The sequence below is a fragment of the Hymenobacter psoromatis genome, from assembly GCA_001596155.1.
Classification (GTDB): domain Bacteria; phylum Bacteroidota; class Bacteroidia; order Cytophagales; family Hymenobacteraceae; genus Hymenobacter.
In genome coordinates this window covers 21333-46327 of record CP014769.1, presented here as the reverse complement: position 1 = coordinate 46327, position 24995 = coordinate 21333, and the positions used below count along the sequence as shown (strand labels likewise).

Genomic DNA, 24995 nt, shown 5'->3' with positions numbered 1-24995 from the left:
AAGGGCTTCCCAGCTGCCCAAAGGACCGAAAAAATTCACCCGTATCTTATTCCGAAACAAGTCTTCTCTCTTTAGTAGTGCACCTGCCGAGATAAAATGCACTTTCACCGCTTAACCCCCTAACTCTCTACGATGGATGACTCAACTACCTACCAGGTCCGCTGGGCGGAAATGGACCCCAACGGCCACATGCGCCACTCGGCCTACGCCGATTTTGCTACCGACCAGCGCGTGGCCTTCCTGCGTACGCACGGCTTCGATTTGCAAAAGTTCAGCGAGCTGCGCCTGGGTCCAGTCACCTTCCGGGAAGAAACTAACTTTCTCAAAGAAGTGCACGTGGGCGAAGCCATCCGAGTGGATGGTCGCTTGGTGAGCTTCAGCGAGGATGGTAGTCGCTGGACCGTGCTGCACACCATTTACAAAGCTAACGGCCGGGTCGCCGCCACCGTCATGGTGGCGGGAGCTTGGTTTGATTTGGCCCAGCGCAAGCTGTGCCTACCCCCGCCCGAGCTGGCCGCCGCCGTGCGCCAGATGGCGAGAAGCGATGAAAAGGCCCGGTAGGTGAAATAGTGGCAGCTGTTTGGTCAACCCCCGGTTTGTCCCATAAGTGTTGGTGAAGTTCAGTTGTAAACGGCCCACCACTGTGCCTGGGGACTATATACCTAGCGCTCAGTCACAAGGGCCTGGAATAAATATTGGTTGAGGCAAAGACAATTTCAGCACACAATCACACCTTGCACCAGCCGTTTGCAGGCATTAGCTGTATAGTCCCAGCGTGAGGTGGGTCGGGTCTCGGGTAAAGATAGTCGGGTTCTTTTGCCACTGAGCACGGACGAATTCGTGTGGGGTGAGCCCGCGTAAGGTCTTCAGACGCTTGGCGTGGTTAGAGGCCAGTAGAAAGGCTTGCAGGTGCTCGTTGAGCTCGTTCGTACTCTGGTAGTGGAAGCGCTGAACAGTCGCTTCCTTAATCGGGCGGTTCAGGCGCTCGACCTGACCGTTGGTCCACGGGTGGGCTGGTTTGGTCAGGCGGTGCTCCACGCCGTATTCCCGGCAGATACGGTCAAAACTGTGCCCACCCGGCAGGAATTGGTGCGGCTGGGGCGTGAAATGCACGCCATTATCAGTCAGCACGGTATGAACTTTATAGGGTAGCTTGTCGAGCACGCGCCGCAGGAATTCGGCGGCCACGACCCGTTTGGCCCGCGGATGCAGTTCGGCAAAAGCAACTTTGCTGGTGCGGTCAATAGCCACGAAAATGCGCATGAAGCATTTGGGCGGTACTGGCGGCCTTCTTCGGTCTGCACTTCCGCGAAATCGACGTGTAGATAGCCGATGGGATAATCCTTGAATTTCTTTTTCGGCTCACTTTGCCCGTCTTCGTTTAGGGGCAGGCGGCTACTGCCGTGGCGTTGAAAGCAACGGTGCAGCGCCGAGCGGGACAGGTGTGGAATCGTGGCTTGTAGCGCATACAGGCAATCGTCCAGCGCTAGCAAGGTGTGCCGACGAAAGGTCACGACAATAGCTTCTTGCTCGGCGCTCAGCACCGTCGACATCGGTTCCGGACCCATGCGCGCATCCAGCACACTTGGGCGCTTGCGCCACTTGGCCACTGTCTTAGGGTTGATGCTATAAGGCGTAGCTAAGCTTTGTAGGCTTTCCTGGCTATGTTGGATAGCGCGCCGTATGGCCGCCGTTGTGCGGGCGCTGCCGTGGAGTACTTGTACCATAGGTCTGTGCGAAATTCCAGCCCGGAAAATACACCAGCACTCCTTGGGACTATACAGCTAGCCGTTACTACGGGCTACCCGGCCAGCGCCGGGTAGTCGGTGTAGCCCGCCGCTCCCGGCGTGTAGTAGGTGGCCTTGTCCGCTTCGGCCAGCGGGGCGTGCCGGGCAAAACGCGCCACCAGGTCGGGGTTGGCAATGAAGAGCGTGCCGAAGGATACCAGGTCAGCCTCGCCCGCCGCTAGCAGCGCGTTGCCCTTGTCCTGCGTCATGCTGCCATTGATGATGAGCGTGCCCTTGTAGAGGGGGCGGTAGTGCCGGGCAATGTGCGGCTCGGCAAAGGGCACCTGGCTTACGTCGATAAACGGCTCGCACAGGTGCAGGTAGGCTAAGTCGTAGTCGTTGAGCCGCCGCACGATATAGTCGAACGTTGGAATGGTCTGCGCGTCGATGGTGGTGCCGAAGAGGCCGTAAAACGAGGGGTTAAGGCGCACGCCGACTTTGCGCAGGTCCACCCCCGCCGCCTGGGTGGCGTCGAGCACGTCGAACAGCAGCCGGGCGCGGTTTTCCACCGAGCCGCCGTAGGCATCCGTCCGGGTGTTGCTGGGGGCGTTGAAAAACTGGTGAAACAGGTAGCCGTTGGCCGCGTGAATCTCCACGCCATCGAAGCCCGCCGCGAGGGCGTTTTGGGCCGCCTGGGCAAAGTCGGCAATGGTCTGCTGAATCTGGTCCAGGCTCATGGCCTGGGGCGTTACCGTCTCCTGGAAGCCGGTGGGCGTGTACACTTTATCGTGCGGATTTATGGCCGAAGGGGCCAGCGGCAACTGCCCGCCGAGCAGGTCGGGGTGCGACATCCGGCCCACGTGCCAGAGCTGCGCGAAGACGGTGCCGCCCAGCTCATGCACGCCGGCGGTGACGGGCCGCCAGCCCGCCACCTGCGCGGGCGTGTAGAGGCCGGGCACGTTGATGTAGCCGGCCGCTGCGCGGTTGACGTACATGCCCTCCGTAATCAGCAGGCCGGCGGTGGCCCGCTGGCGGTAATAGTCCACCATCAGCTCGTTTGGCAGCTGGGCGGCATTGTTGGCGCGGCTGCGCGTCATCGGGGCCATGACCACGCGGTTTTTTAGGGTGAGCAGCCCGGAGTGAAAGGGTGTCAGAAGCGGTTGGGAAGACATGAATAAGCGAAAAGCTGGATGGAAAAGATGGGGGGGGGTGAAAACCGGCGCACTACGCCGGGCCGAGCAGCTCGTGGTTGAGGAACGCCCCAGCCTTGACACCGGCCGCTACCGCGTAGCTGACCGAGCGCATCATGGTCGTGGCATCGCCGGCCGCGTAGATGCCCGCGACGCTGGTTTTCTGGGCCTCGTCCACGCCCAGGTAGCCCGCCTCGGTGTGGGTGCAGCTCAACGCGCGCGGCAGGGGGCAGTGCTGCTCGAACGCCGGCCGCACGTAGAGGGCCGCCAACGGTACCCGGCGCTCGTCGGCCAGCGCCAGGTGGGTGAGGTAGCCGCGCTGGTGAACCAGCTCCCGCACGGCGCTCGTTTCGACTTCGACGCCCAGCGCCGCCAGCTGCTGCCGGTGCGCCGGCCCGATGGTCGATTCGCCACCGGTGAAAACGGTGAGCCGGGCCGTCCAATTCCGGATAAGCCGCGCCTGCTCAAACGCCGCGTCGCCGTTGAGCAGGATGCCGGTGGGCTGGTCGCGGTATTCGTAGCCGTGGCAGTAGGGGCAGTGAATGGCCGAGATGCCCCAGCACTCGGCCAGGCCGGGCCTGGCGGGCAGCAGGTCGCGCACGCCGGTGGCAAACAGCAACTTGCGCGCCCGCACGGTCCGCCCGCAGTCGGTCGTCACCGTGAAGTCGTGGTCGGTGCCCTGGGCCGCCACGGCCGTTTCCGACACTAGCTGCACGGTGGGGTAGGCCAGTACCTGGGCGCGGGCCTGCGCCGCGATGTCGGCGGGCGTGCGGCCGTCCTGGGTCAGAAAATTATGCGAGTGGGGCGTCATGCGGTTGCAAGGCCGGCCGCTGTCGAGCACCAGCACCCGCCGGATGGCGCGTCCCAGCGTTAGCGCGGCCGATAGGCCCGCGTAGCTGCCGCCAATAATTACTACGTCGTAGTCAGGAGAATTTTCCATGAGATGGGAAAGAGATGAGTGAAATGCTGTTCCCAGCGTCTCTTTTTTGAGACGCACAAGGGCAAAAAAAAGTCACAGGCCAATGCCCTTGCTGAAGGAAAACCAGGCAAACTGCTTGAGGTGCTGCCGGGCCACCGTCCCGGCGCACTGCGCGTCGATGGTGGTGGAAATCAGCCCGCTGAACAGCAGAAAAACCCATTCTACCGTAAGGTGCGGGCTGATGCTGCCCTGGCTTTGGAGCCGGGCCATAACGGCGCGGCAGCGGTTCGTCACGGCATCGTATCCCGCGCAGTCGGCATCCTGGGCCGAATGCTGGTGCGCCGGCCGGGTGTGCAGCTTACTGAAAAACGCATACTTGGCCCCGCAGTCGATGGCCGCGTACAGCATATTTTCCAGCTGCGTGCGCGGGTCGGGCGAGCTGTCGAGGGCCTGCGTCATGGCCCGCTGGCAGCTGCGCTGCATCTCCTGGGCGCAGCTGGTCACCAGCTCGTCGCGGCCCGCGAAGTGGCGGTGCAGGGTCCGGCGGGTAACGCCGGCCCGCTCCGCCACTTTTTCGAGCGGAGCCGAGTAGTCCTCGTTGAACACGCGGATGGCCGCTTCAATAATGTGCTGCTGAGTATCGGCCATGAGAAGTCGCTCAAAGGTACGACACTTGTCTCATACATGTGACAGTGATATTCAGCCCAGCCCTCCAGTAGCGACTGGCCTCCTGATAGCAATCGGGGGCAAATTTGAATGTTATTAAACAAACGTGAGCCTCCCCCGGCGCTGATGACCGGTTATCTAATTTTTCGGGTTAATAATTTGGTTAATAGATGATTGCCTGGCAGAACGCCGTAGCAGGTGGCGTAAACGCTCGTTTTTGCTAGCCGCTTTCGATTGTCTTATGGGATATGTGACACGAGCACTTTTACCCAAGGCCAAAAGCCGGCGGTCCGGCGCATCTTTGGGCACTATTTGCTTTTCCTGGTCCGTCGATGTCCCACCACGCTGCCAAGCTGCCCGCCTGTGCCAATTGTCACTACGCCTTCGTGCCTGGGGAGCCCGATGAATTTTGCCCCCGCTGTGGGCAGCAGAACCACGCCGTCCGCATTGGGTTCGGCCACGTGGCCGAAGAGTTTCTGGAGGGCGTTTTTCATTTCGACGGCAAAGTATTCCGGACGCTGCGGCTGCTGCTGTTCCGGCCCGGTGAGCTGACGCGCCGGTTTCTGGCCGGGCACCGGGTGCCCTACGTGCCGCCCATCCGGCTGTATGTCTTCATCAGCTTCGTGTTTTTCTTCCTGCTTTCGCTCAACTCTCAGCCCGAAGGGGGCGCGGTGCGGGTGCGCGTGGGACCTGTTCCGGTGCAGCCCCAGGGCGGGAACATCACTATCGGCCCCCGGCTGCCGTTCACCAAGGCGCAGTTCGACAGCCTCCCCGAGCACCTGACGCGGACCCAGGCCGATTCTGTGCTCCGGCGGCACCATCGGCCGGCCACCTTCCTGGCGCGGGTTATGGTGCAGCACCTGCCCCGCCTGATGCGCCTGAGCCCGGAGGAAATCAGGCATCAGGTGCTGAAATCCTTTTCCATCATGCTGTTTGTCCTCATGCCGCTGGCCGCACTGCTGTTGCAGGCGGCCTACTGGCACCAGCGGCGCTATTACCTGAGCCATCTTATCTTTTCGGTACACCTGCACTGCTTCGTTTTCGCGCTGCTTCTGCTGCTGCTGGGGCTCGCCTACCTGCCCATTCCCGAAAATACCAGCCTCGTCCTAACGCTGCTGATACCCCTCTACCTGCTGCTGGCCCTGCGTCGCCTCTACGGCCAGAGCTGGGGCACGACGGCGCTCAAAGGCGCGCTGGTACTGGCCGGGTATGGCGTGCTGCTCACCGGGGGCCTGCTGGCCGCTCTGGGACTGGGCTTGTCGCTGCTGTAAGTGCCCGTTGGCAGCGCGCTCCAGCAAGAATAGGCGCATGGCCTCCGCCCCGCCGGTGGCCAGGCCATCACCGCTCCGCAGCAGGTGCGAGACGAAACTGTGGTGGTGGTCTAAGATTTGGTGAGGCGTATCTTTGGCTATGATTCAGATGACGTTAACGTGTGCTAAATGTGGCAGTTCAGCCTTGCGCAAGAACGGGTTGAGCGGCGGCAAAGCCAAGTACCAATGCACGGCGTGCCGCCATCAGGCTGTGCTAGTTCCCGCCGCGCCAGCACGGATTGTCCGTTACGCTCAGGTGGACAAGCTGTTAGTGGAACGTAATTCCCAACGCAGCATCGCCCGTGCAACGGGCGTAGCGCGGATGACGATTGCCAAACGCGCTCAAAAAAACGGTACTCCCTCCGGCCCCACCTCTGGCCCCCCCTCCGGCCCCAACCACTAAACCAGCTGAATTGGAGTTGGATGAAATGTGGACCTTTGTCGGTCGGCGCAAGCGCAAAGTCTGGTTGTGGCTGGCCGTAGAACGGGCCAGCCGCCGCCTGGTAGCCTGGGTATTAGGCTGCCGGGGAGCGGCCACGGCCCGCCGCCTTTGGCAAGCGTTGCCGCCTCACTACCAGCAGCATACTATTTACTACACCGACCAGTGGGAAGCCTATGCCAAAGTGCTGCCCCCCGCCGCCCATCGCTCTTGCGCCAAGGGCAGCGGCGGCACGAGTATCGTGGAAGCGCTGAATTGCTCGTTGCGGCAGCGCTGCGGCGTACTGGTTCGCAAATCCTGCTCCTTCAGCAAGTCGCTGACTATGCATCATAATCGTATCCGACTCTGTATTGAAGCCCATAATTTAAGAATCACCAAGCCTTAGACCACCGCCGAACCAAACTTTTAACCAAGGCCGATACTCTCCGAATGCTAAGCGGCCTCCTACTGGGGATTGAGGATACTGTGCATGGCTTGCTCGCCGCCGGAAGCGCGGAGCCACGTCACGGGGTTCCAGTACTCGCGGAAATGTGTGAAGTGCCCGTCGGCGATGGTGCAGTAAATCACGTAGTCCTGCTCGTAAGGTAGGCCGGTGCTGGGCATCGTGGTGGAGGCGTGCATCTCGGCGAAGTATTGGCCTTCCGCCTGGAGCGGGTAGACGTGCAGCTCGCCGTAGCGCAGGTGGGGAATGGTCGGCAAGACCTTGGTCAGGTATTGATGGTATTCGTCCCGAGTGAACCGTGCCACCGAGCCCACGGAGGCGGCATAAGGAAATTCAACGACTGCTTGCGCGGCAAAAAGGCGCAGCACGTCGTCGGCCCCGGTGTTGAAGGCGGCAAACAGAGCGGTGAGCAGCTGCTGGCCAGCATTAGGTTCGGAAGTGAGCATGGAGTAAAGTGGTTAGATAAGATAATTCGCGCTGCATAGCAAAGCCGCAGGCATCGAGCGGCGATTGCGCCGCCGGCTAGAAAGTCAGCACGTCGGTATAAAACTGGCGCGAAGATTGGGTGTTGTTAAACAAATAGGGTAAAACCTCAGAATCAGGCGCATAGCTATTTGATTTTCATGACTAATATACTGACTAACAATATATTATCTAACATTCGGACAAAGTTATGGTCTTAACCTTCGTTTTCACGGATGGATTTCGCTGGTTTTGAAGAACGTGCAAGACTATCCGTTTTCGGTCTTCTTAAGCAGTGATTTGCGCCTTATGGGGTTCTTTTTGCAAAAGATACTGTGATAAAAAGCAAGGAGTTAGGCAAATTTTTTTATCTTTAGCCACCTTTAAGGAGGGCCTTTGGGTTCATCCTGTGTAGCCCCGACCAGTTAACCGGCCGAGGCTACACAGGATGGACCCGAGGACACTCCTTAAAGGTGGCTAAAGATAAAAAAATTTGCCTAACTCCTTGCTTTTTATCACAGTATCTTTTGCAAAAAGAACCCCTACTGGCGGAATCACTATCAATAATGGTTCTACTCGATTACTCCATAATTTTTAACCCTCTCTACCTATTCAATAGCGATGCGCGTCGGTGGTCGGCACGTTGCCGCCGAGCTGACTAGGTACACCATTGACGGTGGTCCCGGCTTGCGCTAAGCCAGGCGACATATTCGCGTTCATCGCGGCCGGGAAGTTCAGTGCGGGCTTGGACGCGGCGTCGAGGACGGCCCGTTGCTCGGCCGGCAGTTGGAAATCCAAGGCCTTTAGGTTCGCGTTGAGGTGCTCTATTGTGCGCGACCCGATGATGGTGGACGTGACACCCGGCTGGCCTTGTACCCAGGCCAGGGCTACGGTGGACATATCCGTATTCAATTCCGTAGCCACCCGCTGCAACTCGTCAATGAGGTCGTAGTCCCGCTCCGTGATTTGCCCGACATAGCCGCTGCGCTTGGCCAGCGGTTCGTGGTTTTCGCGGGTGTACTTGCCCGTCAGCACGCCCATTTTGAGCGGGCTCCACGGCAGCACGCCCAGGCCCAGCTCCTGCGCCATCGGCACCAGTTCGCCCTCCACGGTGCGCTCCCCTAGCGAATACTCAATCTGCAGCGCAATGAGCGGTGCCCAGCCCCGGAAAGTGGCAATCATTTGCGCCTGAGCCACCTTCCAGGCCGGCGCATCAGAGAAGCCCACGTAGCGCACCTTGCCGGCCCGCACCAGGTCGTCGAGGGCGCGCATGGTCTCTTCCACGGGCGTGAACCGGTCCCAGTTGTGCAGGTAGTACAGGTCGATATAGTTGGTTTGCAGGCGGCGCAGCGACTCGTCGCACTGCGCGATGATGGCCTTGCGGCCGGCCCCGCCGCCGTTGGGGTCGCCGGCGTGGAGGTTACAAAAAAACTTGGTGGCCAGCACTACCCGGTCGCGCTCCCCTTTGCCTTGGGCAAAGAAGTCGCCGATAATCTTCTCGGAGTGCCCGCGGGTGTAGATGTTGGCCGTATCGATGAAGTTGCCGCCCTGCTCCAGGTAGCGCGCCAGAATAGCCTCGGAGTCGGCTACGCTGGAACCCCAGCCCAAATCCTCGCCGAAGCTCATAGCACCCAGGCAAAACGGACTCACCCGCAACCCGGAGTGACCGAGCGTTACATATGAATTAAGTGGCATGCAGTGTGGAAGTTAAAAAGTGAATGATGGGTGTTGTTAAACAAATAAGGGAAAATCTCCGAGTCCGTGGCCAAATGGCCTAGTCGCTCGTCATAAGGTGCAAACGCGGTATAAGAGCCTCGAAAAACCGATAGTCTTACACGCCCCATGAAGCAATCGAAAGTGGCTAGCGAAAACGAACGTTTAGGCTATAGCTACATGACTGCTAAATAATTGTTAAACAAGGAAATAACTTAGAAAAGCGCGCAGCTGTGCGGCCGAGTCGGAGGTTTTGCCCTATTTGTTTAACAACACCCTATTTGCCTGAACTCAACCGTATCGAAATTCTTTGGCGCTTTTGCAAGCACTATTGGCTCACCCCTGCCGCCTACCAAACCCCGCGCACGCTGCTGCAACACGTCACCGACCTGCTACTAGCGATTGGCACCCCAAGCTGCCAGGTTACTTTTGCCTGACTACTTAAACCGGCCTTTGATTGCCTTGCTCTGAATATCTTTCGCGAACAGCGGGGTCTCCTCGGCGTTGTGTGCGACGAGGTAGTCGTGCGTCCGCTTCTGCGCCTCTTCCAGTGATATACCCTGCTTTTGCAAGACCTTCTCCCACCCGGGGACTGCGCTCGTCCGCACGTGGTTGGTGAACCGACAAGTTGCCTCGTCGATTGGCTCGACGGAAAACTCCCACATCACGTCAGCCCGACCCTGGTCGAAGATGCCCGGGCCAAACGCATCGCTGAGCGAGGCGAGCCGGCAGTGCTTCCGTTCGGAGACCTCCTCGACATAGTGCTGGACGAGCAGGCTGCCGACGCGCTCCACGTTTATCGACATACGCCGGCCATCCGGCGCTCGGGTGGCCGCCGCCGCAATATGGTCCTTGGAGCAGGCTTGGTACTCGGCATCGGTCAGGCTGAACACCCAATCGGTGAGGTCAATCGTGTCGGCCGCCGCGTGGATGATCGCCTCCGCGCTGCATTCGGCCATGATAGGTGGGGTCGTGTGCATCTTCTGGTTGTTTAAAGGTTGCGTAAAAGTTGCGTAAAGGTTGTGTTTTCTGGTGCCGCTCAAGCCCCGAGCTGTTGCGTCAGCTCTGCGGTGGTGAGGATGGCGTGGGCGAAAGTTGGCCCGTTGATTTCGTGGGCGGCCCGCATCGCCTCCGGGCTGAACGCCGCCGTCGCGTCCTTCACCAGCGTGACGTGGTAGCCGAGTTCCATGCCGTAGCGCCCGGTCGCCTCAATGCAGGTGTTGGCAATCATGCCAGCCAGGATGATCCGCTCGATGCCGTGCTGTTTGAGCTGCATGTCGAGGTCGGTGTTGGCGAAGCCGCTAGCACCCCAGTGCTCCTGCACGACCGTGTCGCCCGGTTGCGGCTGGAAGTCGTCGTGGAACGTCCCGCCCCACGTGCCCTTGCCGAACATGAGCCGCTCGACCGTGGCCTGCTGGTAGGGGGTCGGATGGTCCCAATCAGAAAGGTCGCCCTGCTCGGAGCGATGATGGGGCACGAAGAAGACCTTCAGCCCCTTTGCGCGGGCGGCGGCGAGGACAGAGCGCAGATTGTCGAGCGCGCCAACTTGCTCGGCGACATCCTTGATGCGGGGCCAGGCTTTTCCCTCCTCGCTGAGGAAGTCGTTGTAGGGGTCCACCAACAAGAGGGCGGTAGTTTTCAGGTTACTATTCATGAGCGTTTTTTTTTGATTTACCGGGGATTTTCCCCGCGTGGATTACAGGTAAAGAGCGCATTCAAAAGGGTGGGGCAGTCGGGTTCAATCGCTTGCTAGCTGTCCTGGGGCGTTTTGGACATAATTAATGACCACGGCCGCTCCGTCGCGGCGCAGGCGTTCAGCAATGGCCCAGCCGATGCCGCGCGAAGCGCCCGTAACGAGCGCGACTTTGCCCAGTAGCGGCTGGGCAGTAAGGGAAGTATTTTTCATGAGAAGGGAAAAGAATTTAATTTGACTGAATAGTCAAAAACAAGGTAAAAAAATTAGTCCAGCACGGACAGGGCCAGGTCGGCCACCTGGCGCAGCACCGCCTCGCCGGGTTGGGTGCGCGCCAGCACGCGGAGCCCCAGGATGCTGCTGCCCAGGAACTCGGCCAGCCCCCGCACTTGCGCCGGCGAACGTGGGGACAATTCGCCGGCTTGCCGGGCGGCGGCCAGCGCCTGCGCGAGGGCCTCTACCAGGCGTCGGTGCGCCTGGCTGGCCGCGGGGCCCACGTCCGCGTCGGTCAGGGCCAGCTCCATCGTGGCGTTGGTCAGCAGGCACCCGCGCCGGCCTTCGACCGAGGCCAGGCTGGCCACCAGCCGGCCGAACAGGGCGCGGATGGCCACCTTCTTCGGGCCAGGCTGCGCCAGCCCGGCCACCAACCGCTCGCCAACGGTGCGCTGGTAGTGCGCCAACACTTCCAGGTACAGCCCGTGCTTGTCGCCAAACGAGTCGTAGAGCGTACCCCGGTGGATGTCCAGGCCTGCCAGCAGGTCCTGCACCGACGTGGCTTCGTAGCCCTTAGTCCAGAATAGGTCCAGGGCGCGTTGCAGCATCGTTTCGCGGGGGTATTTAGCAGGGCGAGCCATTGGGGAGGGGAATTATGACAAAGATACGGTATTTTGACCAATCGGTCAACTACGAGGCGCTTAGCGGTGCTCTTTTTAGGCCGGCTCGGCTCCGGTAGCGGGGTTCTTGTTACAACGGGATACTGTTGGCGAATTGATTTTGGGATAGAAAAGCTATTTTCGGAGGCATCTTAACCGCTTCTGCTCATGAGCCTGCACCCCCAACCCAGCACGCCTGTTCCACCCCAAACGCGCCAGGTAGCGCAGGCGGCATTTCCGCGTGGCAATCGCTATCTACAGCTGCGTGACACCCTGGGCACGCTATATGATGATACCCTCTTTGCCGACCTGTTTCCGCCACGCGGGCAAGCAGCGCAGGCGCCCTGGCAGTTGGCGCTGGTGACGCTGCTGCAATTCGCCGAGAATCTCTCCGACCGCCAAGCGGCCGATGCCGTGCGCAGTCGCATTGACTGGAAGTATCTGCTGGGCTTGGAGCTGACCGATGCTGGGTTTGACTTTAGCATCCTCTCTGAATTTCGCCAGCGGTTAGTGGCCGGCAAGGCCGAAGAACGACTCCTTCATCACCTGCTGCGCTGTTGCCAGGACCAGCAGTGGCTCAAAGCCGGGGGCAAGCAGCGAACGGACTCGACGTAGGTGCTGGCCCGCGTCCGGGACATGAACCGGTTGGAGTGCGTGGGGGAGACGATGCGCTTCACGCTCAACAGCTTGGCCAAGCTCCTGCCCGACTGGTTAGCCAGCCATCTCCAACCCGAGTGGGCCGCCCGGTATGGTCCCCGAGCCGAGGAGTATCGCCTGCTGCACACCAAACCGCAGCGGGAAACCTACGCGCAGCAAGTCGGGCAGGACGGTTGGTTGCTCCTGGAGCGAATAGCGCAGGATGACCAGGCTGCCTGGCTGTGGCAGCTGCCGGCCGTGGACATCCTACGCCGGGTCTGGCTCCAACAGTTTCGGGTGGTGGACGGTCAGCTCATCTGGCGCGTGGAGAATCAGGACGAGTTGCCGCCTTCCGCGCAGCTCATCAGCTCTCCCTACGATATAGAAGCTCGTTTTAGTCGCAAACGCACCACGACGTGGGTGGGCTATAAAGTCCATTTGAGCGAAACCTGCGAAACCGACCAGCCGCATCTGATTACGCAGGTAGCAACCACCGTCAGCACCGAGGCGGATTCGACCACCTTGCCGCAGATTCAGCAGGGATTGGCGGACCAGTCGTTACTGCCATCGCAGCAGTTGGTCGACACCGCTTACGTGAGCGCCGAACTGCTCGTCCAGAGTCAGCAACTCCATCAGGTGGAGTTGGTGGGGCCCGCTCGGAAGGACCAGAAGTGGCAGGCGCTCGCGGGGCAAGGGTATGCGGCGGCGGATTTTAAGGTGGACTGGGACGCGCAGCAAGCCACCTGTCCCCAAGGGCATCCGTCGCAATCTTGGCTTAAGACGCTGGAAAAAGGCCAACCCCGCGTGTTTATCAAGTTTTCCCGGAAGCACTGTGGGCCCTGTCCCGTCCGGGCGCAGTGTACGCGCATGAAACGCCGAGCCATTAAGCTGCGAGCCGATGCCCCATACCACGCCTTGCAAGCGGCCCGCGCCCGAGACAGTCAGGCAGACTGGCCTCTGCTGTACAATCAGCGGGCTGGCATTGAAGGCACCCTAAACGCCGAGCCATTAAGCTGCGAGCCGATGCCTCATACCACGCCTTGCAAGCGGCCCGCGCCCGAGACAGTCAGGCAGACTGGCCTCTGCTGTACAATCAGCGGGCTGGCATTGAAGGCACCCTCTCGCAAGGGGTCCGGGGCTTTGGCATGCGCCGTTCGCGCTACATGGGCTTGGCCAAAACGCATTTGCAGCACGTCTTTATCGCGACGGCGATGAACCTGTGCCGTATCGTTAACTGGTTAAACGAAGTACCGTTGGCCCAGACGCGTCAGGCCGCCTTCGAGCGATTAATTCCTCCAGCAATGGCTTAAACACGAATTCGCCAACAGTATCCAACGGGGCGAAAAATTACGATAAGACTCAACGGATTGTCTAGCAGTGTGCTTTCTAGCGCCTCACTAAGCGCTCGCTGGATGAAACTAATAGTAGTCCGGTAAAAAATGGCCCGAGCCATTCGGCTACTTGGCTTTTATTAACGCTTCATAAATCAAGGAATCGCTTCCGCGCAGCTTGGTGAGATAGCGAAACTCCTACCATAATTTTTCGCCCCGTTGGATACTGTTGGCGAATTCGTTTTGGTCAAGATTGGTCAAACGAAGTGCCGCTAGCCCAGACCCATCAGGCCGCTTTCGAACGATTAATGTCTCTCGCAAGGGCTCAAAGATGAATTCGCCAACAGTATCCCGTTGTAACGAAAACTCCAGCGTCTACTAGGAGGAGCGCGCGAGCAGGAACAGAAACTTTCGGTAAGCCAGTGAGCTGAACAATTCCTGCCTACGGGCGAAGATGAGCATGGGGCGTAGTTACCCCGCCGCCATGCTTTCGGGGCCTGGCGTCACTACCGACGTAAACCACTCCGCGGCGGGCAGGTGCTATTCTTTCCTGGCGCAAAATCTAGGTATAAGCCGCAGCTGCATGCTGGTAGTAGCCGCAGCGCCTGGCGCTCTTCCCGGCCGGACCTTTGTGCGGGGGTACCCCTGCGCTCCCTCTTGGTCCTTTTATGGCATACGACGCCCGCTTTGGCCCCACTGCCCAAACCCCGGCACAACGTGCGCAGGTGTTGGCGCAACTGCAGGCCACCTTTCCCTACTTGAAAACCAAGGCCACGCTTTCCGCCCGGGAGCTCTACGCCCGCTACGTGGCCGGCGAGCTGAGTTGGGCGGATGTGCGCCAGGCCCTCAACGCCGCTTAACAGCTCAAAATCAGAGAGTTCTGGCAGCTGACAACGCTTTGCCCCTCGTCCCCGGCGCTTTCGCCTTTCCAGCCGGAAACGGAAACTCTTGCGTAAGCCTTTCTGGTAGGCCATGAGCGGCTCTCTGCTGCCTACCAACGTGCATGCGCAAACCTACCTCTCTTAATTCTCCGTCACCGGGCTTGCCCGCTCCTTCGTCCGATGGCCATACTGCCGGCAGTGGCCCCGACGTGGAAGCCCGGCGCGAATCGGACGCGAGCCTGCGGCCGGCCGTGGGGCTGGCCCACCTGGGCATTTGCCACTGGGATTACCAGACGGATAGCATGCGGGGCAACGACGAACGGTTTATAATGCTGGGGCTGGCACCCGCGCAGCAAGAAATTACCGTGGCTGAGGCCATTGCCCTGACCCACCCCGACGACCGCCCAACCTGGGCCAGCATCCGCGAGCAGCTGGAAGCGCAGGGTGAATTCCGGGCCGATTACCGCATCGTGCGGGCCGGCGATGGGGCCGTGCGCTGGCTGTCGGAGGTGGGGCGCGTGGTGGAATGGCAGCAGGAAAAGCCGGCCCGCATCCACAGCGTGCTGCTCGACGTGACGGCGAACCACGAAGCCGCCGACGCCCTGCGCCGGTCGGAAGCCCGCTACCGTTCCCTGTTCAATAACATGGAGCAGGGCTTTTGCCTGCTCGAACAAGTGGCCACGTTCCCCGGCGCGCCTACCGACTACCGGTACCTGGCCGTGAACCCGGCGTTTGAGCGGCACTCTGGTTTGGCCGACGCCGTCGGCCGCACGATTCGGGAGCTGGTGCCCGGCGTCGAGCCCTACATCATGGCCATCTTCGACGAGGTGGCGACCAGCGGCGAATCGCGCCGGTTTGGCGGCTACGTGGCCGCGCTGGACCGGTGGGTGGAGGTGGAAGCCGTGGCGGAGGTGCAGCCCGGCCACCTGGCGGTGCTGTTCACAGATGTGTCGGAACGCCACCGGGCCGAGCAAACCCTGCGGGAAAGCGCGGTCCGCGAGCAGGCCCTCCGCGTCGAGGCGGTCCAGGCCCAGGCCGCCACCGAAGCCCAGCGCCAGCGCCTACACCGGCTCATTGCCGAGGCTCCGGCCCTGATTGCCACCCTGCGCGGACCCCACCACGTAGTCGAGCTGGCCAACGACACCTTCTGCCGCATGTTCGGGGGCCGCGAGCTGTTGGGTCGTCCCTACCGCGAGGCCGCGCTCGACTTGACCGGCCAGCCGTTTTTTGAGCGGCTCGACGCGGTGTACCGCACCGGCGAGACGTACTTCGGCACCGACGAGTTGATGGCCCTCGACCGCACCAACTCCGGCCGGTCGGAACAGCTCTACGCCAGCTACATCTACCAGGCTACCCGCGACGAGGCCGGTCAGGTCGACGGCATTCTGATTTTTGCCTCCGAGGTGACCGAGCAGGTGCTGGCCCGCCAGGAGCGCGAAACCCTGCGGCAGCGGCAGCAGGAGCTGTTTGAACAGGCCCCCGTGGCGATGGGCGTGTTCCGCGGCCCCGACTACGTGGTGGAGGTGTGCAACCCGAAGCTGCAAGCCATCTGGGGCCGGACGGCGGCCCAGGTGCTGGGGCGGCCCTTGTTCGAGGCGCTGCCCGAAATCCGCGACCAAGGCTTCCGGGAGCTGCTGGACGGCGTGCGGGCCACCGGCACGCCCTACGTGGCCCGCGAAATGCTGGCGCGGGTGCTGCACCACGGCGAGCTGACTGCCGTGTACCTCGATTTTGTGTACCACCCGCTGCGCGATGCCCAGGGCACCATCACGGCCATTGCCGCCGTGGCCAGCGACGTGAGCGCCCGCAAGGCCGTCGAGGCGCAGTTGCTGGCCTTCAACGCCAGCCTGGAGCAGCAGGTAGCCGCCCGCACCCTGGCCCTGGCCGAGAGCCAGGCCCGGCTGCAATCCGTGGTCGATGCCGTGACCATTAACATGGCGCTGCTGCGGGCGGTGCGCGATGCCGACGGCCGCCTCCTGGATTTTGAGTTCGTACTGGTCAATCCGGCCACCCAGACCAATTACCCCGGCCAGGTCATCATCGGGCAGCGCTTCAGCGAGCTGAACCCCGGCATCCGGCTCACCCCCATTTTCGAGCGGCTGGCGGCGGTGGTGGAAACCGGCCAGCGAACTGATTTTGAGATGTATTACACCCACGAAGGGCTCAATACCTGGTTTCAGCTGGGGGGGGTGAAAATCGGCGACGGGCTGCTCTACACGGCCGAAGACATCACGCCCCGCAAGCTGCTGGAGCAGGCCCAGGCCAAGAGCTTCGCCCTGCTGCAACAGTCGGAAGCGGTGGCCGCGATGGGCAGCTGGGACTACGACCTGGGCACCCAGGAGCTGACCTGGTCCGAGGGCCTCTACCACCTCTTCGGCCGGCCCGTGGGCAGCCCCGTTCAACTTCAGGTGTTTCTCGAGGCCGTGGTGGCCGACGACCGGCCCGCCGCCGCGCGCCTGGTGCGCACCGTGGCCGCCGGCAGCAGCCGCTTCGATGCGCCCCTGCGCCTGCGGGTGGGCGAGGCGGTGCAGACCGTGCGCTTCAAGGCCACGCCCATCCCCGACGCGCCGGGGGAGGCGGAGCGGATGCTGGGCGTGTGCCTGGACGTGAGCGACGTGCAGCGCCTGGAAGCCGAAAACCTGGCCCTGAAGCTGGACCAGCACAAGGAGCTGCTGCTGGCCATTTTGCAAGCCCAGGAAACCGAGCGGCAGCGCCTGGGCGAGGTGCTGCACAACGGCCTGGGCCAGGTGCTCTACGCCGCCAAGCTGCGCCTCGACCAGCTCGGCACGCCCGCCCTGCGTGCGCTGCCCGACCTGGCCGCCCTGCACGAGCAAAGCGTGGGCCTGCTGGCCGAAGCCATGCGCCAAAACCGCACCCTGGCCCACGAGCTGGTGCCCACGTCGCTCGTCAATTTTGGGCTGGCCGCCGCCGTGCGCGACGTTTGCCGGGATTTATCGACCCCGCAGCTGCGGGTGGCGTGTCAGGTACTGGGCGCGGAGCCTGCGCTGCCGCCGCCCGTGCAGGTAACCCTCTTTCGCCTGGCCCAGGAGCTGGTCCTCAACATCGTGCGGCACGCCGGGGCCACCCAGGCCCTGCTGGAGCTGGAAACGTTGCCCAACGGGGTCAGCCTGCGGGCCGAAGACAACGGCCACGGCTTCGACCCGCAGACCGTGGCCCAGGGCCTGGGCCTGCGCACCGTGCGCAACGGGGTGGCCCTGCTCGGCGGCACCGTGGCCGTGGATTCCTCGCCCGAGTTCGGCACCCACATCCGCCTGCGCATTCCCCTGCCCTTATTCTCCTCGCCATGATTCGCGTGTTTATCGTCGACGACCATTCCCTCATCCGCGACGGGCTGCGCACCCTGCTCGCCGCCGACCCCTTGTTTGAGGTGGTGGGCGAAGCCGGCAACGGGCAGGAGCTGCTCGACCAGCTGCCCACCGTGGCCGCCGACGTGGTGCTGCTGGACCTGAACATGCCCGTGCTCGACGGACTGGCCACCACCCACCGCCTGCGGGCCGAGTACCCGCACCTGCGCATCCTGCTGCTCTCGATGATGACCCACGAGCGCACCATCGGGGAAGCCCTGGCGGCGGGGGCTCACGGCTACGTGCTCAAAAATGCCGATAAGTACGAGGTGGTGGCGGCGCTCCAGGGCGTGGCGTCGGGCAAGCGGTTTCTGTGCTCGGAAATCGGCCTGGGCGTGTTGGAAAAACTGCTGCTGCAGGAGTCGCGCAACCCGGCCCCGGTGCCCGGCGTGGCCCTGACCCACCGGGAGCGGGAAATCCTGCAACTGGTGGCCACGGGGCTCACGAACCAGGAAATCGCCGACCAGCTGTTCACCAGCCGGCGCACGGTGGAATCGCACCGCCAGAGCCTGCTGGAAAAAACCGGCGTCCGCAATACCCCGGCGCTGGTGAAGTACGCTATGGAGCGGGGCCTGCTGCAGCCATAAAGCGCGCAGCAGGCCCGGCAGGATGGCCTTTTTGCGCGGCCGGTACTCTTCGGATGGACGCTTCAACAGCGGGGGTAACGGCAGGCAGCACCGTATTTATACGGGGACAAAAATGGGTATTCGCCGGGGGCGAATCGGGTACATATGCGGTGGCCAGCGGGTTGGAGGGTGTGTTCCTTTGCCTAAGTGTTTGGACGCCTTTTTTTAAGCGGGCGGCGCGGCCGGGACAACGCTTTCCGATTGTTAACCTAGGCACCCACTTCGCTGCGATGCGTCCCTGCCGTGGCTCACCCGTGTTTCCCCCTTGGGGTTCTTTTAGGAAGCAGACCTCATCCTACGCTAACCTAGTAAAATGTTCAGTAGCGCAAGTAAACGCGCTTTTTAGCTAGCTATCTCAGAAAATGCACGTTTGACTAGGATTAGGTCCGCTTACGAAAAGAATCCCTACCCCACCGTTGGGTACCAGTAGCTCCTCTTTGCCATGCAAGTCGTGTATCACGAAGCCTTCCCGGACCGCTACCTGATGACGCTGGTTCCGAGCGACAGTCCCGAAGATGCGGGGTTCGCCGCCCACCTGGACCGCGCCTGCCGCAGCCGCCAACGGGCCGTGTGGATTGATTGCCGCTTGCTAAAAAACCTGTCGGTAACCGCGGTTTGGCTGTTGCGGGCCTGCCAACACCGCTTGCGTCGTCGCCAAGCCTACCTGGTCCTGTGCAGTGCGGTGGCGGGCGTGGAGCAGGCGCTGCGGCAAGTTTTCCCCCCCGCCGACCTGTGTTTGGTACTTACCCTTGACGCCGTGGTGAATCCGCTGGCGGTCGGATACGGAAGCCCACCTGCCGCCCTTATGGCTCCTGCAGGTTTCTCCTCGGCAAACCTAGTTCCCTACCTTTGGCCTGCCGAACCTGGGCTAACTGGGCGGTGGCAGAACAGAATTTTGGGGGTAGTGGCGGAGGACTCGCCTACGCAACTTGTTCTAAGAAAAGCCACTTAATGTAACGCATCTTATAATCCCACTCTGGGAATAAGGGCGGGTCTGGACCAGACTGACTGTTGCGCTTGGAGTGGTACTTTTCCCGTTTCGGGGCCCCGTTTCTGGTAGCGTTTGGCCTGTTTTACACGTGTTGCGCATAGGTTAAGGCATCCCTCCTTTGAAACGCCCTAAAATTCCTGCCCCATGTCGAAGAAAGCCGCCGAAAGCCACAAGCACGCCGCTACCCACCACGCTGAAGCCGCCAAACACCACACCGAGGCTGCCAAGCACCACGAGGCCGGCAGCCACGAAAAGGCCGCTCACCACGCCCACACAGCGGCGGCCCATACCGCGCACGCCACCGAGCATGCTACCCACGCCCGCAAGGCCCACGCCGAGGAGCACGGCACCAAATAAGTCGCGGCACTGGCCACGTAAACGCCCCGGTTTCCTTTGGAAGCTGGGGCGTTTATGTAGGCGCGTCGCCCGGCCCCAGATGGGCCCTACCCATTTTAGTGCTTTCCCCTCATTTATGAAATCAACCCGTCGGGGTCGGTGGACCAAAACCTTCCCCTTGCGGGCCAAACGCTTCTGGGCCACCCTGGGGCCGGGCATCGTGACGGGGGCCAGTGACGACGACCCCTCGGGCATCGCGACGTATTCTCAGGCAGGAGCGGCTTTCGGGCTGGCCACGCTCTGGACGGCCCTGCTCACGTTTCCGCTCATGGCGGCCATGCAGGAAATGTGCGCCCGCATCGGGCTGGTGACCCAACGGGGATTGGCCGGCACGCTGCGCCAGCATTACCCGCGCTGGGTGCTGTACGGCCTGCTCGTACTCACCTTCCCGGCCATCATACTCAACATCGGAGCCGACCTGGAGGGCATGGGCGCGGTGGCCCACATGCTACTGCCGCGGGTGCCCACCTTTGCCTTCAGCATGGCCTTCACCGGGGTGCTGCTCGCGGCCATCATCGTGTACCCGTATCAGAAGCTGGCCAAGCTCCTCAAGTGGCTGTGCTGCGTGCTGCTGCTCTACCTGGTGGTGCCTTTTCTGGTGCACCTCCACTGGGCCGACGTGGCGCGGCACACCCTCCTCCCCACTATTCAACTCAACAAGGAGTTTGTCAGCATTCTGGTCGCCCTGTTGGGCACCACTATTTCGCCTTACCTGTTTTTCTGGCAGGCCGACATGGAAGTCGAGGAGATGCAGCACAAAAGCGTGGTCAACGGTCACGGCAAGCGCGTAATGGTCAACCACCGCCTACTGGGTCTCATGCAGGCCGACGTAAACTTCGGGATGTTCTGCTCCAATCTGGTGATGTTTTTCATCCTCCTCACCACGGGCGTGGTGCTGTTTTCGGCGGGTGTGCACCGGATTGATACCGTGGAGCAGGCGGCCCAGGCCCTCAAGCCCCTGGCCGGCGAATCGGCGTACCTCTTATTTGCCGTCGGGGTCATCGGCACGGGGCTGCTGGCGATTCCCGTGCTGGCCGGCTCCCTCTCCTACGCCGTGGCGGAAACCTTTCATTGGCGCGCCGGGCTCGACCGCAAGTTCGGCCAGGCCCCCGGCTTTTATGGAACCATCGTGGTCTCGCTTGTGACAGGGGTGCTGCTGGACCGGTTGAGCATCAGCCCCATCCAGGCGTTGCTGTACACCGCCATTCTCTACGGCCTCACGGCCCCGGTCATGATTGCCATTGTGCTGCACCTGGCCAACAATAAAGCGGTCATGGGCAAATTTGCCAACGGGCGGCTGTCCAACGGGCTGGGCTACGCCACCCTGGCCCTGATGAGCGCGGCGGCTGTGGCGCTGCTCTACTTTCAGTTCACTACCTAGGTTTTCGGGCCAGTAGTCCCAGCGGGGGCCTATTCCAGGGGCAAATAGGGCGGCCTAAGTAGTTCTTAATCGGCGCTATAAAAAGTTGCAAGCGCTGCTCCAGCCCGCCGTGGCGGGCTGGGGGAAGTGTAGAGCCAGTCTTTAGCTACCAGGTGCGCATCGGCTTCCTGGGCGAGCTGCCGCGTGCTGGCGCTGATGGAATACACCGCCTCTTCGGCGCGGGAATAGGCGGGGCGGGGCTTCGATTTCATGGCGGGCCAACGGGTAGGAAACTGGCTGAAAAACCAGCCTACCGCAAAGGTCCCCGCCGCTCGCGGCCTTCCCCATGACAAGAATTGCCGTATTGTCTGACCTTCGTCAAAGGAAATCCCCGGCTAGACCACTTACTAGGCCGGGGCGAATAGCCCGCGGTGGACTACTTCGCCGCGGATAACCACGTAGCTACCAAAGCAGGTTTTAACGAGAAAATGCGCGGTTTTCAGCGCGTGATAGGCAATTGTTCAGCTTGCGAACGGTTTTCCCAGGGGCGAAATTTGGGGCATGAAGCCTTCTCTTTCTTTGCATTTGAACCAGCAATGTTCCTGGCCAAACACCGAGCACGGCCGGAAACGGCTAGTAACCGTCGCCTTGAATATTACGCAAGGCACCCGTTTAATGCCCAAGCCGTACGAGCAGATGCTGCTCGACCAGTTCGTGCGAGGAAACTTGACACTAGATGAAGTACTAGCCCACCTGGATGCCCAAGAACACGAGTAAACAATGGAAGCCAGAAGGGCCCTAAACCGGAAAAGTGAGGTGGTCGAGTGAATCAGGAGAGAATTAGGTGTTAATTTCCCAATCTCATGGAAAAAGCCTCTCCCACCAAACGGCCGCGCTAGGATGCGGCTTTTCGCGCCGAAGCCCTGCGCCTGGCCAGCGAAAGCCGCTCCACGCTAGCCGCCGCTCGCGCCTTGAATATCGCCCCCAAGCGACTCTATATTTTATGGACCAGCAACGGGTTCAGTACCCCATGCAGCTACTCTGCCAAGTGCTCCACGTCGTGCCTAGCCGCTACTACGCCTGGTGCCAGCGCACCGTGCCCAAAGCAGCGCCCGCCTGGGAAACGGCGCTGGTCGAGGTCTTTGACGAGCATCACCGCCGCGATGGTACCCGCCGCCTACGGGTCGAACTGCGCGAGTTGGGCTACCGCGTGGGCCGGCACGCCCTGCGCACGGCGTTACGCCGTCATCATCACAAAGCTCTACAGCCGAAGGCTTTTACGCCACGCACCACGGATTCGAGCCACGGCCAGCGGCGCGCCCCCAACCTGCTGCTCGACCAGCCGCGCCCGACGCAGGCCAATTGGGTGTGGGTCAGCGACAGTAATTATCTGCCCCTGGCCAGCGGTAACTGGGTCTACTGCTGCGCCTTCCAGGACGTATGCACCAAGCAGGTCGTGGGCTGGCAAGTGCGGGCCGATATGCCCGAGGCGCTGGTTACCACCGCTTTGCAGCGGGCGCTCCTGGCTCAACGACCCGCTCCTGGCCTGCTTGTGCACGCCGACCGGGGCGGGCAATACGTGGGTAATGGCTACAAAACGATGCTGCGCGACGCCAAAGCCCAGCTATCGCACAGCCGCCGGGGCGAGTGTTACGACAATGCCCAGGCGGAAAACCGGCTAAAGGTTTTGAGTGCCTGTGGTCGCGCCTCAAAACGGAGCTCCTGGAACTCCGCGACTGGCCTGTTTTCACGGACCTAGCCGATGCACAAGCCAGCGTCGCCGACTATTTTGACTATTACAATCACAAACGCCGTCATTCCAGTATCGGCTATCTAAAGCCTTATCACTTTCACCAACAACTACTTGCTAACATCACCCAATTCTCCCCTGCTTAACTAGACCACCTCACAGGAAGCCCTGGCTGCCGAACGCCGCGAGCAGCAGCGCGTCTGGAACCGCGAGCACTTTATGGCCTACGTAAGTGCCACCATTTTGCCCGGCTACGAAGTAGGCACGTTCGGCGGCATATCGGGGGGCTACGTGCAGTTCAGTAATACGTCCGGTTACCGCCTGCAAAACGTGCTCATCGCCGTGCAGTACGTTAAGGCGGCAGGTGACGTCTACAAAACGGAGTACGTGGCCATTGACCACCTGGCTGCGCACCAGGTCATGACGCAGGCGGTGCCGAACTGTGGGCGGGGGGTACGACTGGCTTGTGCCCTGTATCAGCTGGCGGCTCCCGGCCTGGACTATGCGTTTGATGCCAACCAGCCCGAGCAGTAGGAAAGTAGCGGGGAACTGACTAACGCGCTCCCGATGGGCGTACCAGTAGAAAAAAGACGTTGGTGTGACTACCTGGGGCAGCAGTGACTGTCAGGGCGAAGTACGCAGAGGCAAACGGGCCGCTGCTTACTTCAGCAATTCCTGCCGCAACGTAGCGGTTAGGGCAGACCCAGCTGCGCAAACCGCTGCTCCAACAAGGCGTGAAACTGGGCCTTCAACGGCTCGGGTAGGAAGCTGCGGTCAATGAATTCGTGCCAGGCGGGCTTGGCCGCGGCAAAGCGCGTGAGCAGGCCGCTCACCACCTTATCGGCAATACCGGCGCGTTGGGCAGCCTGCCGGAAATCCACCTGCCGCAGGCGTTTCTTTTTGCCGTTGAGCGTCAGGGCCAACTCTTCCGGGTCGGCGGGATTGACCAGCACGGTGGCTACCAGGTCGTAGGCCGGGGCCAGGCCGTAGCCCAGCCCCGGCGTCTGGAGCAGCGAAAAATTCTTCAGGTGCATATCCGCGTTGCCCGTCAGAAAACAGAAAACCACCAACTCGTAGTAGTTAACCACGTCCAGGCCGGGATTGGCCGAGTACCGGAGCAGGGCCTTGGCCACTTGCTCGTGCGAGCCGTCGTACTTGTTTTCCGTCAGGCGCTCGGTCAGCTGGCACATATCCTCCATCGCCAGCTTGCGGCCAGCCAGCCGGTCAATGCGGCGCGTCACGTAAGCCAGGGCACCGCCGGCTAGGCGCAGCAGCCCGTGCGGGACCGTGGGCAGGCTGACCAGCGCGGCCAGGTGCATGGTCAGGTCCTCCACCTCGGGCAGGGAGGGGTAAGTAGCCGTGGGCAGTTTTAGGATGTATTCGCCGTTGAGTACCCCGACGATGGTCAGGCGGCCGGGCTGCCCGGCCGTTCCCGGCGGGACGATGGTTAGCGAGAGCTTGGGCTGCACGCCGGTGACGGTCGCGTGCTGGCGCACGACGGCCTCGGCCAGCGCCAGCATCTCGGCTTCGGTATGGGGAAAGGTCGGGGGTATGGGCTTCCCGAACAGCCGGCGACTGCACGCCGGGTGGTACGGGGAGCCGGCGGCGGCGGGCAGCGGCTGGTAGCAGTACAGGCAGCGGGTCATACGTCGTCGGTTTCCAGCGCGTAAATACTCACGGCCCCGATGCAGTCGCGGCAGCAGGCCAGCAGGAGCCCCATGCGGTCGCGCGCGGGGAGCTTCCAGTGGTGTTCGGCCACCGCCAGGAGCCAGCCCTCGGGAATCAGGCCGTCAAAAAACGGAAACAGCACGCGTTCCACGTAGGGGGTGGCGCGCAGCGGCAGGGTCAGGCTCACGGGCTCGGCGGTGCTGCGGAGCAGGTAGGTGGAGGCATACGCGAAGGTATAGCCCTGCTCATCCTGGGTGAGGTGCCCGGCCAGCTGTTCGTGCAGGTAGACTGCGGCTTTTCTCACGGTTGACTGGTCAGCAGGGTACGGTCAAGGGGGGTAGGGGCCAGCTCGTGGCCGAAGAGCCGGAGTACCAGGTTTACCTTATCCAATTGCAGGGTGGCTTTGCCTCGTTCCAACTCGCGCACGAAACGCAGGCCGACCCCGGCCTTGGCGGCCAGCGCCGGCTGGGATAAATGCAGCAGCTTTCGGCGCTGCTTGATGAACGCGGCCAAGACAGTAGACACGGAATGGATACCCGCTCGGGGCCATTAGGGAGG

Annotated in this window: 26 protein-coding genes and 1 pseudogene; 14 read left to right on the top strand and 13 right to left on the bottom strand. The window is 61.7% G+C overall.

Annotation, left to right across the window (positions count from 1 at the left end):
- Positions 1-132 precede the first annotated feature (132 nt).
- On the top strand, positions 133-561 hold the full coding sequence (locus A0257_22540) for a hypothetical protein (protein ID AMR25473.1): 429 nt from the start codon (positions 133-135) through the stop codon (positions 559-561).
- Between the two features lie 195 nt (positions 562-756).
- On the opposite strand, the pseudogene A0257_22535 reads toward A0257_22540, so the two are convergent.
- From A0257_22535 to A0257_22520, 4 genes and pseudogenes are all read right to left on the bottom strand, one after another.
- Positions 757-1727 (bottom strand): annotated as a pseudogene (locus A0257_22535) (integrase).
- Positions 1728-1801: 74 nt separating this feature from the next.
- On the bottom strand, positions 1802-2899 hold the full coding sequence (locus tag A0257_22530; GenBank protein ID AMR25472.1) for an alkene reductase: 1098 nt from the start codon (positions 2897-2899) through the stop codon (positions 1802-1804).
- A 52-nt stretch (positions 2900-2951) separates the two neighbouring features.
- On the bottom strand, positions 2952-3857 hold the full coding sequence (locus A0257_22525) for a pyridine nucleotide-disulfide oxidoreductase (GenBank protein ID AMR25471.1): 906 nt from the start codon (positions 3855-3857) through the stop codon (positions 2952-2954).
- A gap of 72 nt (positions 3858-3929) precedes the next feature.
- Entirely contained in the window at positions 3930-4484 is a 555-nt protein-coding gene (locus tag A0257_22520; GenBank protein AMR25470.1) for a TetR family transcriptional regulator, read from the bottom strand.
- Positions 4485-4834: 350 nt separating this feature from the next.
- Here A0257_22520 and A0257_22515 point away from each other — a divergent pair, with 350 nt between their 5' ends.
- Both A0257_22515 and A0257_22510 read left to right on the top strand, forming a co-directional pair.
- The gene (locus tag A0257_22515; GenBank protein ID AMR25469.1) at positions 4835-5773 is read left to right on the top strand and encodes a hypothetical protein; all 939 of its coding nucleotides are present in this window, start codon (positions 4835-4837) and stop codon (positions 5771-5773) included.
- A gap of 506 nt (positions 5774-6279) precedes the next feature.
- Entirely contained in the window at positions 6280-6636 is a 357-nt protein-coding gene (locus A0257_22510; protein AMR25468.1) for a hypothetical protein, read from the top strand.
- 59 nt (positions 6637-6695) lie between these two features.
- Here the strand turns inward: A0257_22510 and A0257_22505 are convergent, their stop codons facing one another.
- From A0257_22505 to A0257_22485, 5 genes are all read right to left on the bottom strand, one after another.
- Positions 6696-7139, bottom strand: coding sequence for a hypothetical protein (locus A0257_22505; protein AMR25467.1), 444 nt, complete (start codon positions 7137-7139; stop codon positions 6696-6698).
- A gap of 628 nt (positions 7140-7767) precedes the next feature.
- A complete protein-coding gene (locus tag A0257_22500; protein AMR25466.1) occupies positions 7768-8850 on the bottom strand; it encodes an aldo/keto reductase in 1083 nt (360 codons plus the stop codon).
- 455 nt (positions 8851-9305) lie between these two features.
- Positions 9306-9848 (bottom strand): hypothetical protein, encoded by a 543-nt coding sequence (locus A0257_22495; protein ID AMR25465.1) that lies wholly within the window; start codon positions 9846-9848, stop codon positions 9306-9308.
- A gap of 59 nt (positions 9849-9907) precedes the next feature.
- Complete coding sequence (locus tag A0257_22490; protein AMR25464.1) at positions 9908-10522, bottom strand: isochorismatase; 615 nt, start codon at positions 10520-10522, stop codon at positions 9908-9910.
- 305 nt (positions 10523-10827) lie between these two features.
- Positions 10828-11415 (bottom strand): hypothetical protein, encoded by a 588-nt coding sequence (locus tag A0257_22485; GenBank protein AMR25463.1) that lies wholly within the window; start codon positions 11413-11415, stop codon positions 10828-10830.
- Between the two features lie 186 nt (positions 11416-11601).
- Between A0257_22485 and A0257_22480 the strand changes: the two genes are divergently transcribed.
- The 8 genes from A0257_22480 (at position 11602) to A0257_22445 (ending at position 21040) form a co-directional block, all read left to right on the top strand.
- On the top strand, positions 11602-12048 hold the full coding sequence (locus tag A0257_22480) for a hypothetical protein (GenBank protein AMR25462.1): 447 nt from the start codon (positions 11602-11604) through the stop codon (positions 12046-12048).
- A 21-nt stretch (positions 12049-12069) separates the two neighbouring features.
- The gene (locus tag A0257_22475) at positions 12070-13284 is read left to right on the top strand and encodes a hypothetical protein (GenBank protein AMR25461.1); all 1215 of its coding nucleotides are present in this window, start codon (positions 12070-12072) and stop codon (positions 13282-13284) included.
- 784 nt (positions 13285-14068) lie between these two features.
- On the top strand, positions 14069-14260 hold the full coding sequence (locus tag A0257_22470; GenBank protein AMR25460.1) for a hypothetical protein: 192 nt from the start codon (positions 14069-14071) through the stop codon (positions 14258-14260).
- A gap of 182 nt (positions 14261-14442) precedes the next feature.
- On the top strand, positions 14443-17589 hold the full coding sequence (locus tag A0257_22465) for a hypothetical protein (protein AMR25459.1): 3147 nt from the start codon (positions 14443-14445) through the stop codon (positions 17587-17589).
- The gene (locus A0257_22460) at positions 17586-18233 is read left to right on the top strand and encodes a hypothetical protein (protein AMR25458.1); all 648 of its coding nucleotides are present in this window, start codon (positions 17586-17588) and stop codon (positions 18231-18233) included. Before A0257_22465 ends, A0257_22460 begins: the two co-directional genes overlap by 4 nt.
- A 481-nt stretch (positions 18234-18714) precedes the next feature.
- Positions 18715-19224, top strand: coding sequence for a hypothetical protein (locus A0257_22455; protein AMR25457.1), 510 nt, complete (start codon positions 18715-18717; stop codon positions 19222-19224).
- A 183-nt stretch (positions 19225-19407) separates the two neighbouring features.
- Positions 19408-19620, top strand: a complete 213-nt coding sequence (locus tag A0257_22450) for a hypothetical protein (GenBank protein AMR25456.1) — start codon at positions 19408-19410, stop codon at positions 19618-19620.
- A gap of 157 nt (positions 19621-19777) precedes the next feature.
- Positions 19778-21040 (top strand): iron transporter, encoded by a 1263-nt coding sequence (locus tag A0257_22445; protein ID AMR25455.1) that lies wholly within the window; start codon positions 19778-19780, stop codon positions 21038-21040.
- Positions 21041-21105: 65 nt separating this feature from the next.
- Here A0257_22445 and A0257_22440 read toward each other — a convergent pair whose 3' ends face one another.
- The gene (locus A0257_22440) at positions 21106-21291 is read right to left on the bottom strand and encodes a hypothetical protein (protein ID AMR25454.1); all 186 of its coding nucleotides are present in this window, start codon (positions 21289-21291) and stop codon (positions 21106-21108) included.
- A gap of 289 nt (positions 21292-21580) precedes the next feature.
- Between A0257_22440 and A0257_22435 the strand changes: the two genes are divergently transcribed.
- The 3 genes from A0257_22435 to A0257_22425 all read left to right on the top strand — a co-directional run bounded on the left by A0257_22435 (position 21581) and on the right by A0257_22425 (position 23303).
- Positions 21581-21796, top strand: coding sequence for a hypothetical protein (locus A0257_22435; GenBank protein AMR25453.1), 216 nt, complete (start codon positions 21581-21583; stop codon positions 21794-21796).
- Positions 21797-22022: 226 nt separating this feature from the next.
- The gene (locus A0257_22430; GenBank protein ID AMR25452.1) at positions 22023-22778 is read left to right on the top strand and encodes a hypothetical protein; all 756 of its coding nucleotides are present in this window, start codon (positions 22023-22025) and stop codon (positions 22776-22778) included.
- 210 nt (positions 22779-22988) lie between these two features.
- The gene (locus A0257_22425; protein ID AMR25451.1) at positions 22989-23303 is read left to right on the top strand and encodes a hypothetical protein; all 315 of its coding nucleotides are present in this window, start codon (positions 22989-22991) and stop codon (positions 23301-23303) included.
- Positions 23304-23461: 158 nt separating this feature from the next.
- Here the strand turns inward: A0257_22425 and A0257_22420 are convergent, their stop codons facing one another.
- From A0257_22420 to A0257_22410, 3 genes are read right to left on the bottom strand one after another with little or no spacing between them, the layout of a single operon-like run.
- A complete protein-coding gene (locus A0257_22420) occupies positions 23462-24415 on the bottom strand; it encodes a toxin HipA (protein ID AMR25450.1) in 954 nt (317 codons plus the stop codon).
- On the bottom strand, positions 24412-24741 hold the full coding sequence (locus tag A0257_22415; GenBank protein AMR25449.1) for a phosphatidylinositol kinase: 330 nt from the start codon (positions 24739-24741) through the stop codon (positions 24412-24414). The genes A0257_22420 and A0257_22415 overlap by 4 nt, the downstream gene beginning before the upstream one ends.
- On the bottom strand, positions 24738-24962 hold the full coding sequence (locus A0257_22410; protein ID AMR25448.1) for a DNA-binding protein: 225 nt from the start codon (positions 24960-24962) through the stop codon (positions 24738-24740). The genes A0257_22415 and A0257_22410 overlap by 4 nt, the downstream gene beginning before the upstream one ends.
- Positions 24963-24995 lie beyond the last annotated feature (33 nt).

Coding starts and splice junctions, on each gene's coding strand:
- A0257_22540 (AMR25473.1), top strand. CDS start 133: ATGGATGACTCAACTACCTACCAGGTCCGCTGGGCGGAAATGGACCCC.
- A0257_22530 (AMR25472.1), bottom strand. CDS start 2,899: ATGTCTTCCCAACCGCTTCTGACACCCTTTCACTCCGGGCTGCTCACC.
- A0257_22525 (AMR25471.1), bottom strand. CDS start 3,857: ATGGAAAATTCTCCTGACTACGACGTAGTAATTATTGGCGGCAGCTAC.
- A0257_22520 (AMR25470.1), bottom strand. CDS start 4,484: ATGGCCGATACTCAGCAGCACATTATTGAAGCGGCCATCCGCGTGTTC.
- A0257_22515 (AMR25469.1), top strand. CDS start 4,835: ATGTCCCACCACGCTGCCAAGCTGCCCGCCTGTGCCAATTGTCACTAC.
- A0257_22505 (AMR25467.1), bottom strand. CDS start 7,139: ATGCTCACTTCCGAACCTAATGCTGGCCAGCAGCTGCTCACCGCTCTG.
- A0257_22500 (AMR25466.1), bottom strand. CDS start 8,850: ATGCCACTTAATTCATATGTAACGCTCGGTCACTCCGGGTTGCGGGTG.
- A0257_22495 (AMR25465.1), bottom strand. CDS start 9,848: ATGCACACGACCCCACCTATCATGGCCGAATGCAGCGCGGAGGCGATC.
- A0257_22490 (AMR25464.1), bottom strand. CDS start 10,522: ATGAATAGTAACCTGAAAACTACCGCCCTCTTGTTGGTGGACCCCTAC.
- A0257_22485 (AMR25463.1), bottom strand. CDS start 11,415: ATGGCTCGCCCTGCTAAATACCCCCGCGAAACGATGCTGCAACGCGCC.
- A0257_22480 (AMR25462.1), top strand. CDS start 11,602: ATGAGCCTGCACCCCCAACCCAGCACGCCTGTTCCACCCCAAACGCGC.
- A0257_22475 (AMR25461.1), top strand. CDS start 12,070: ATGAACCGGTTGGAGTGCGTGGGGGAGACGATGCGCTTCACGCTCAAC.
- A0257_22470 (AMR25460.1), top strand. CDS start 14,069: ATGGCATACGACGCCCGCTTTGGCCCCACTGCCCAAACCCCGGCACAA.
- A0257_22460 (AMR25458.1), top strand. CDS start 17,586: ATGATTCGCGTGTTTATCGTCGACGACCATTCCCTCATCCGCGACGGG.
- A0257_22455 (AMR25457.1), top strand. CDS start 18,715: ATGCAAGTCGTGTATCACGAAGCCTTCCCGGACCGCTACCTGATGACG.
- A0257_22450 (AMR25456.1), top strand. CDS start 19,408: ATGTCGAAGAAAGCCGCCGAAAGCCACAAGCACGCCGCTACCCACCAC.
- A0257_22440 (AMR25454.1), bottom strand. CDS start 21,291: ATGAAATCGAAGCCCCGCCCCGCCTATTCCCGCGCCGAAGAGGCGGTG.
- A0257_22435 (AMR25453.1), top strand. CDS start 21,581: ATGAAGCCTTCTCTTTCTTTGCATTTGAACCAGCAATGTTCCTGGCCA.
- A0257_22430 (AMR25452.1), top strand. CDS start 22,023: ATGGACCAGCAACGGGTTCAGTACCCCATGCAGCTACTCTGCCAAGTG.
- A0257_22425 (AMR25451.1), top strand. CDS start 22,989: ATGGCCTACGTAAGTGCCACCATTTTGCCCGGCTACGAAGTAGGCACG.
- A0257_22420 (AMR25450.1), bottom strand. CDS start 24,415: ATGACCCGCTGCCTGTACTGCTACCAGCCGCTGCCCGCCGCCGCCGGC.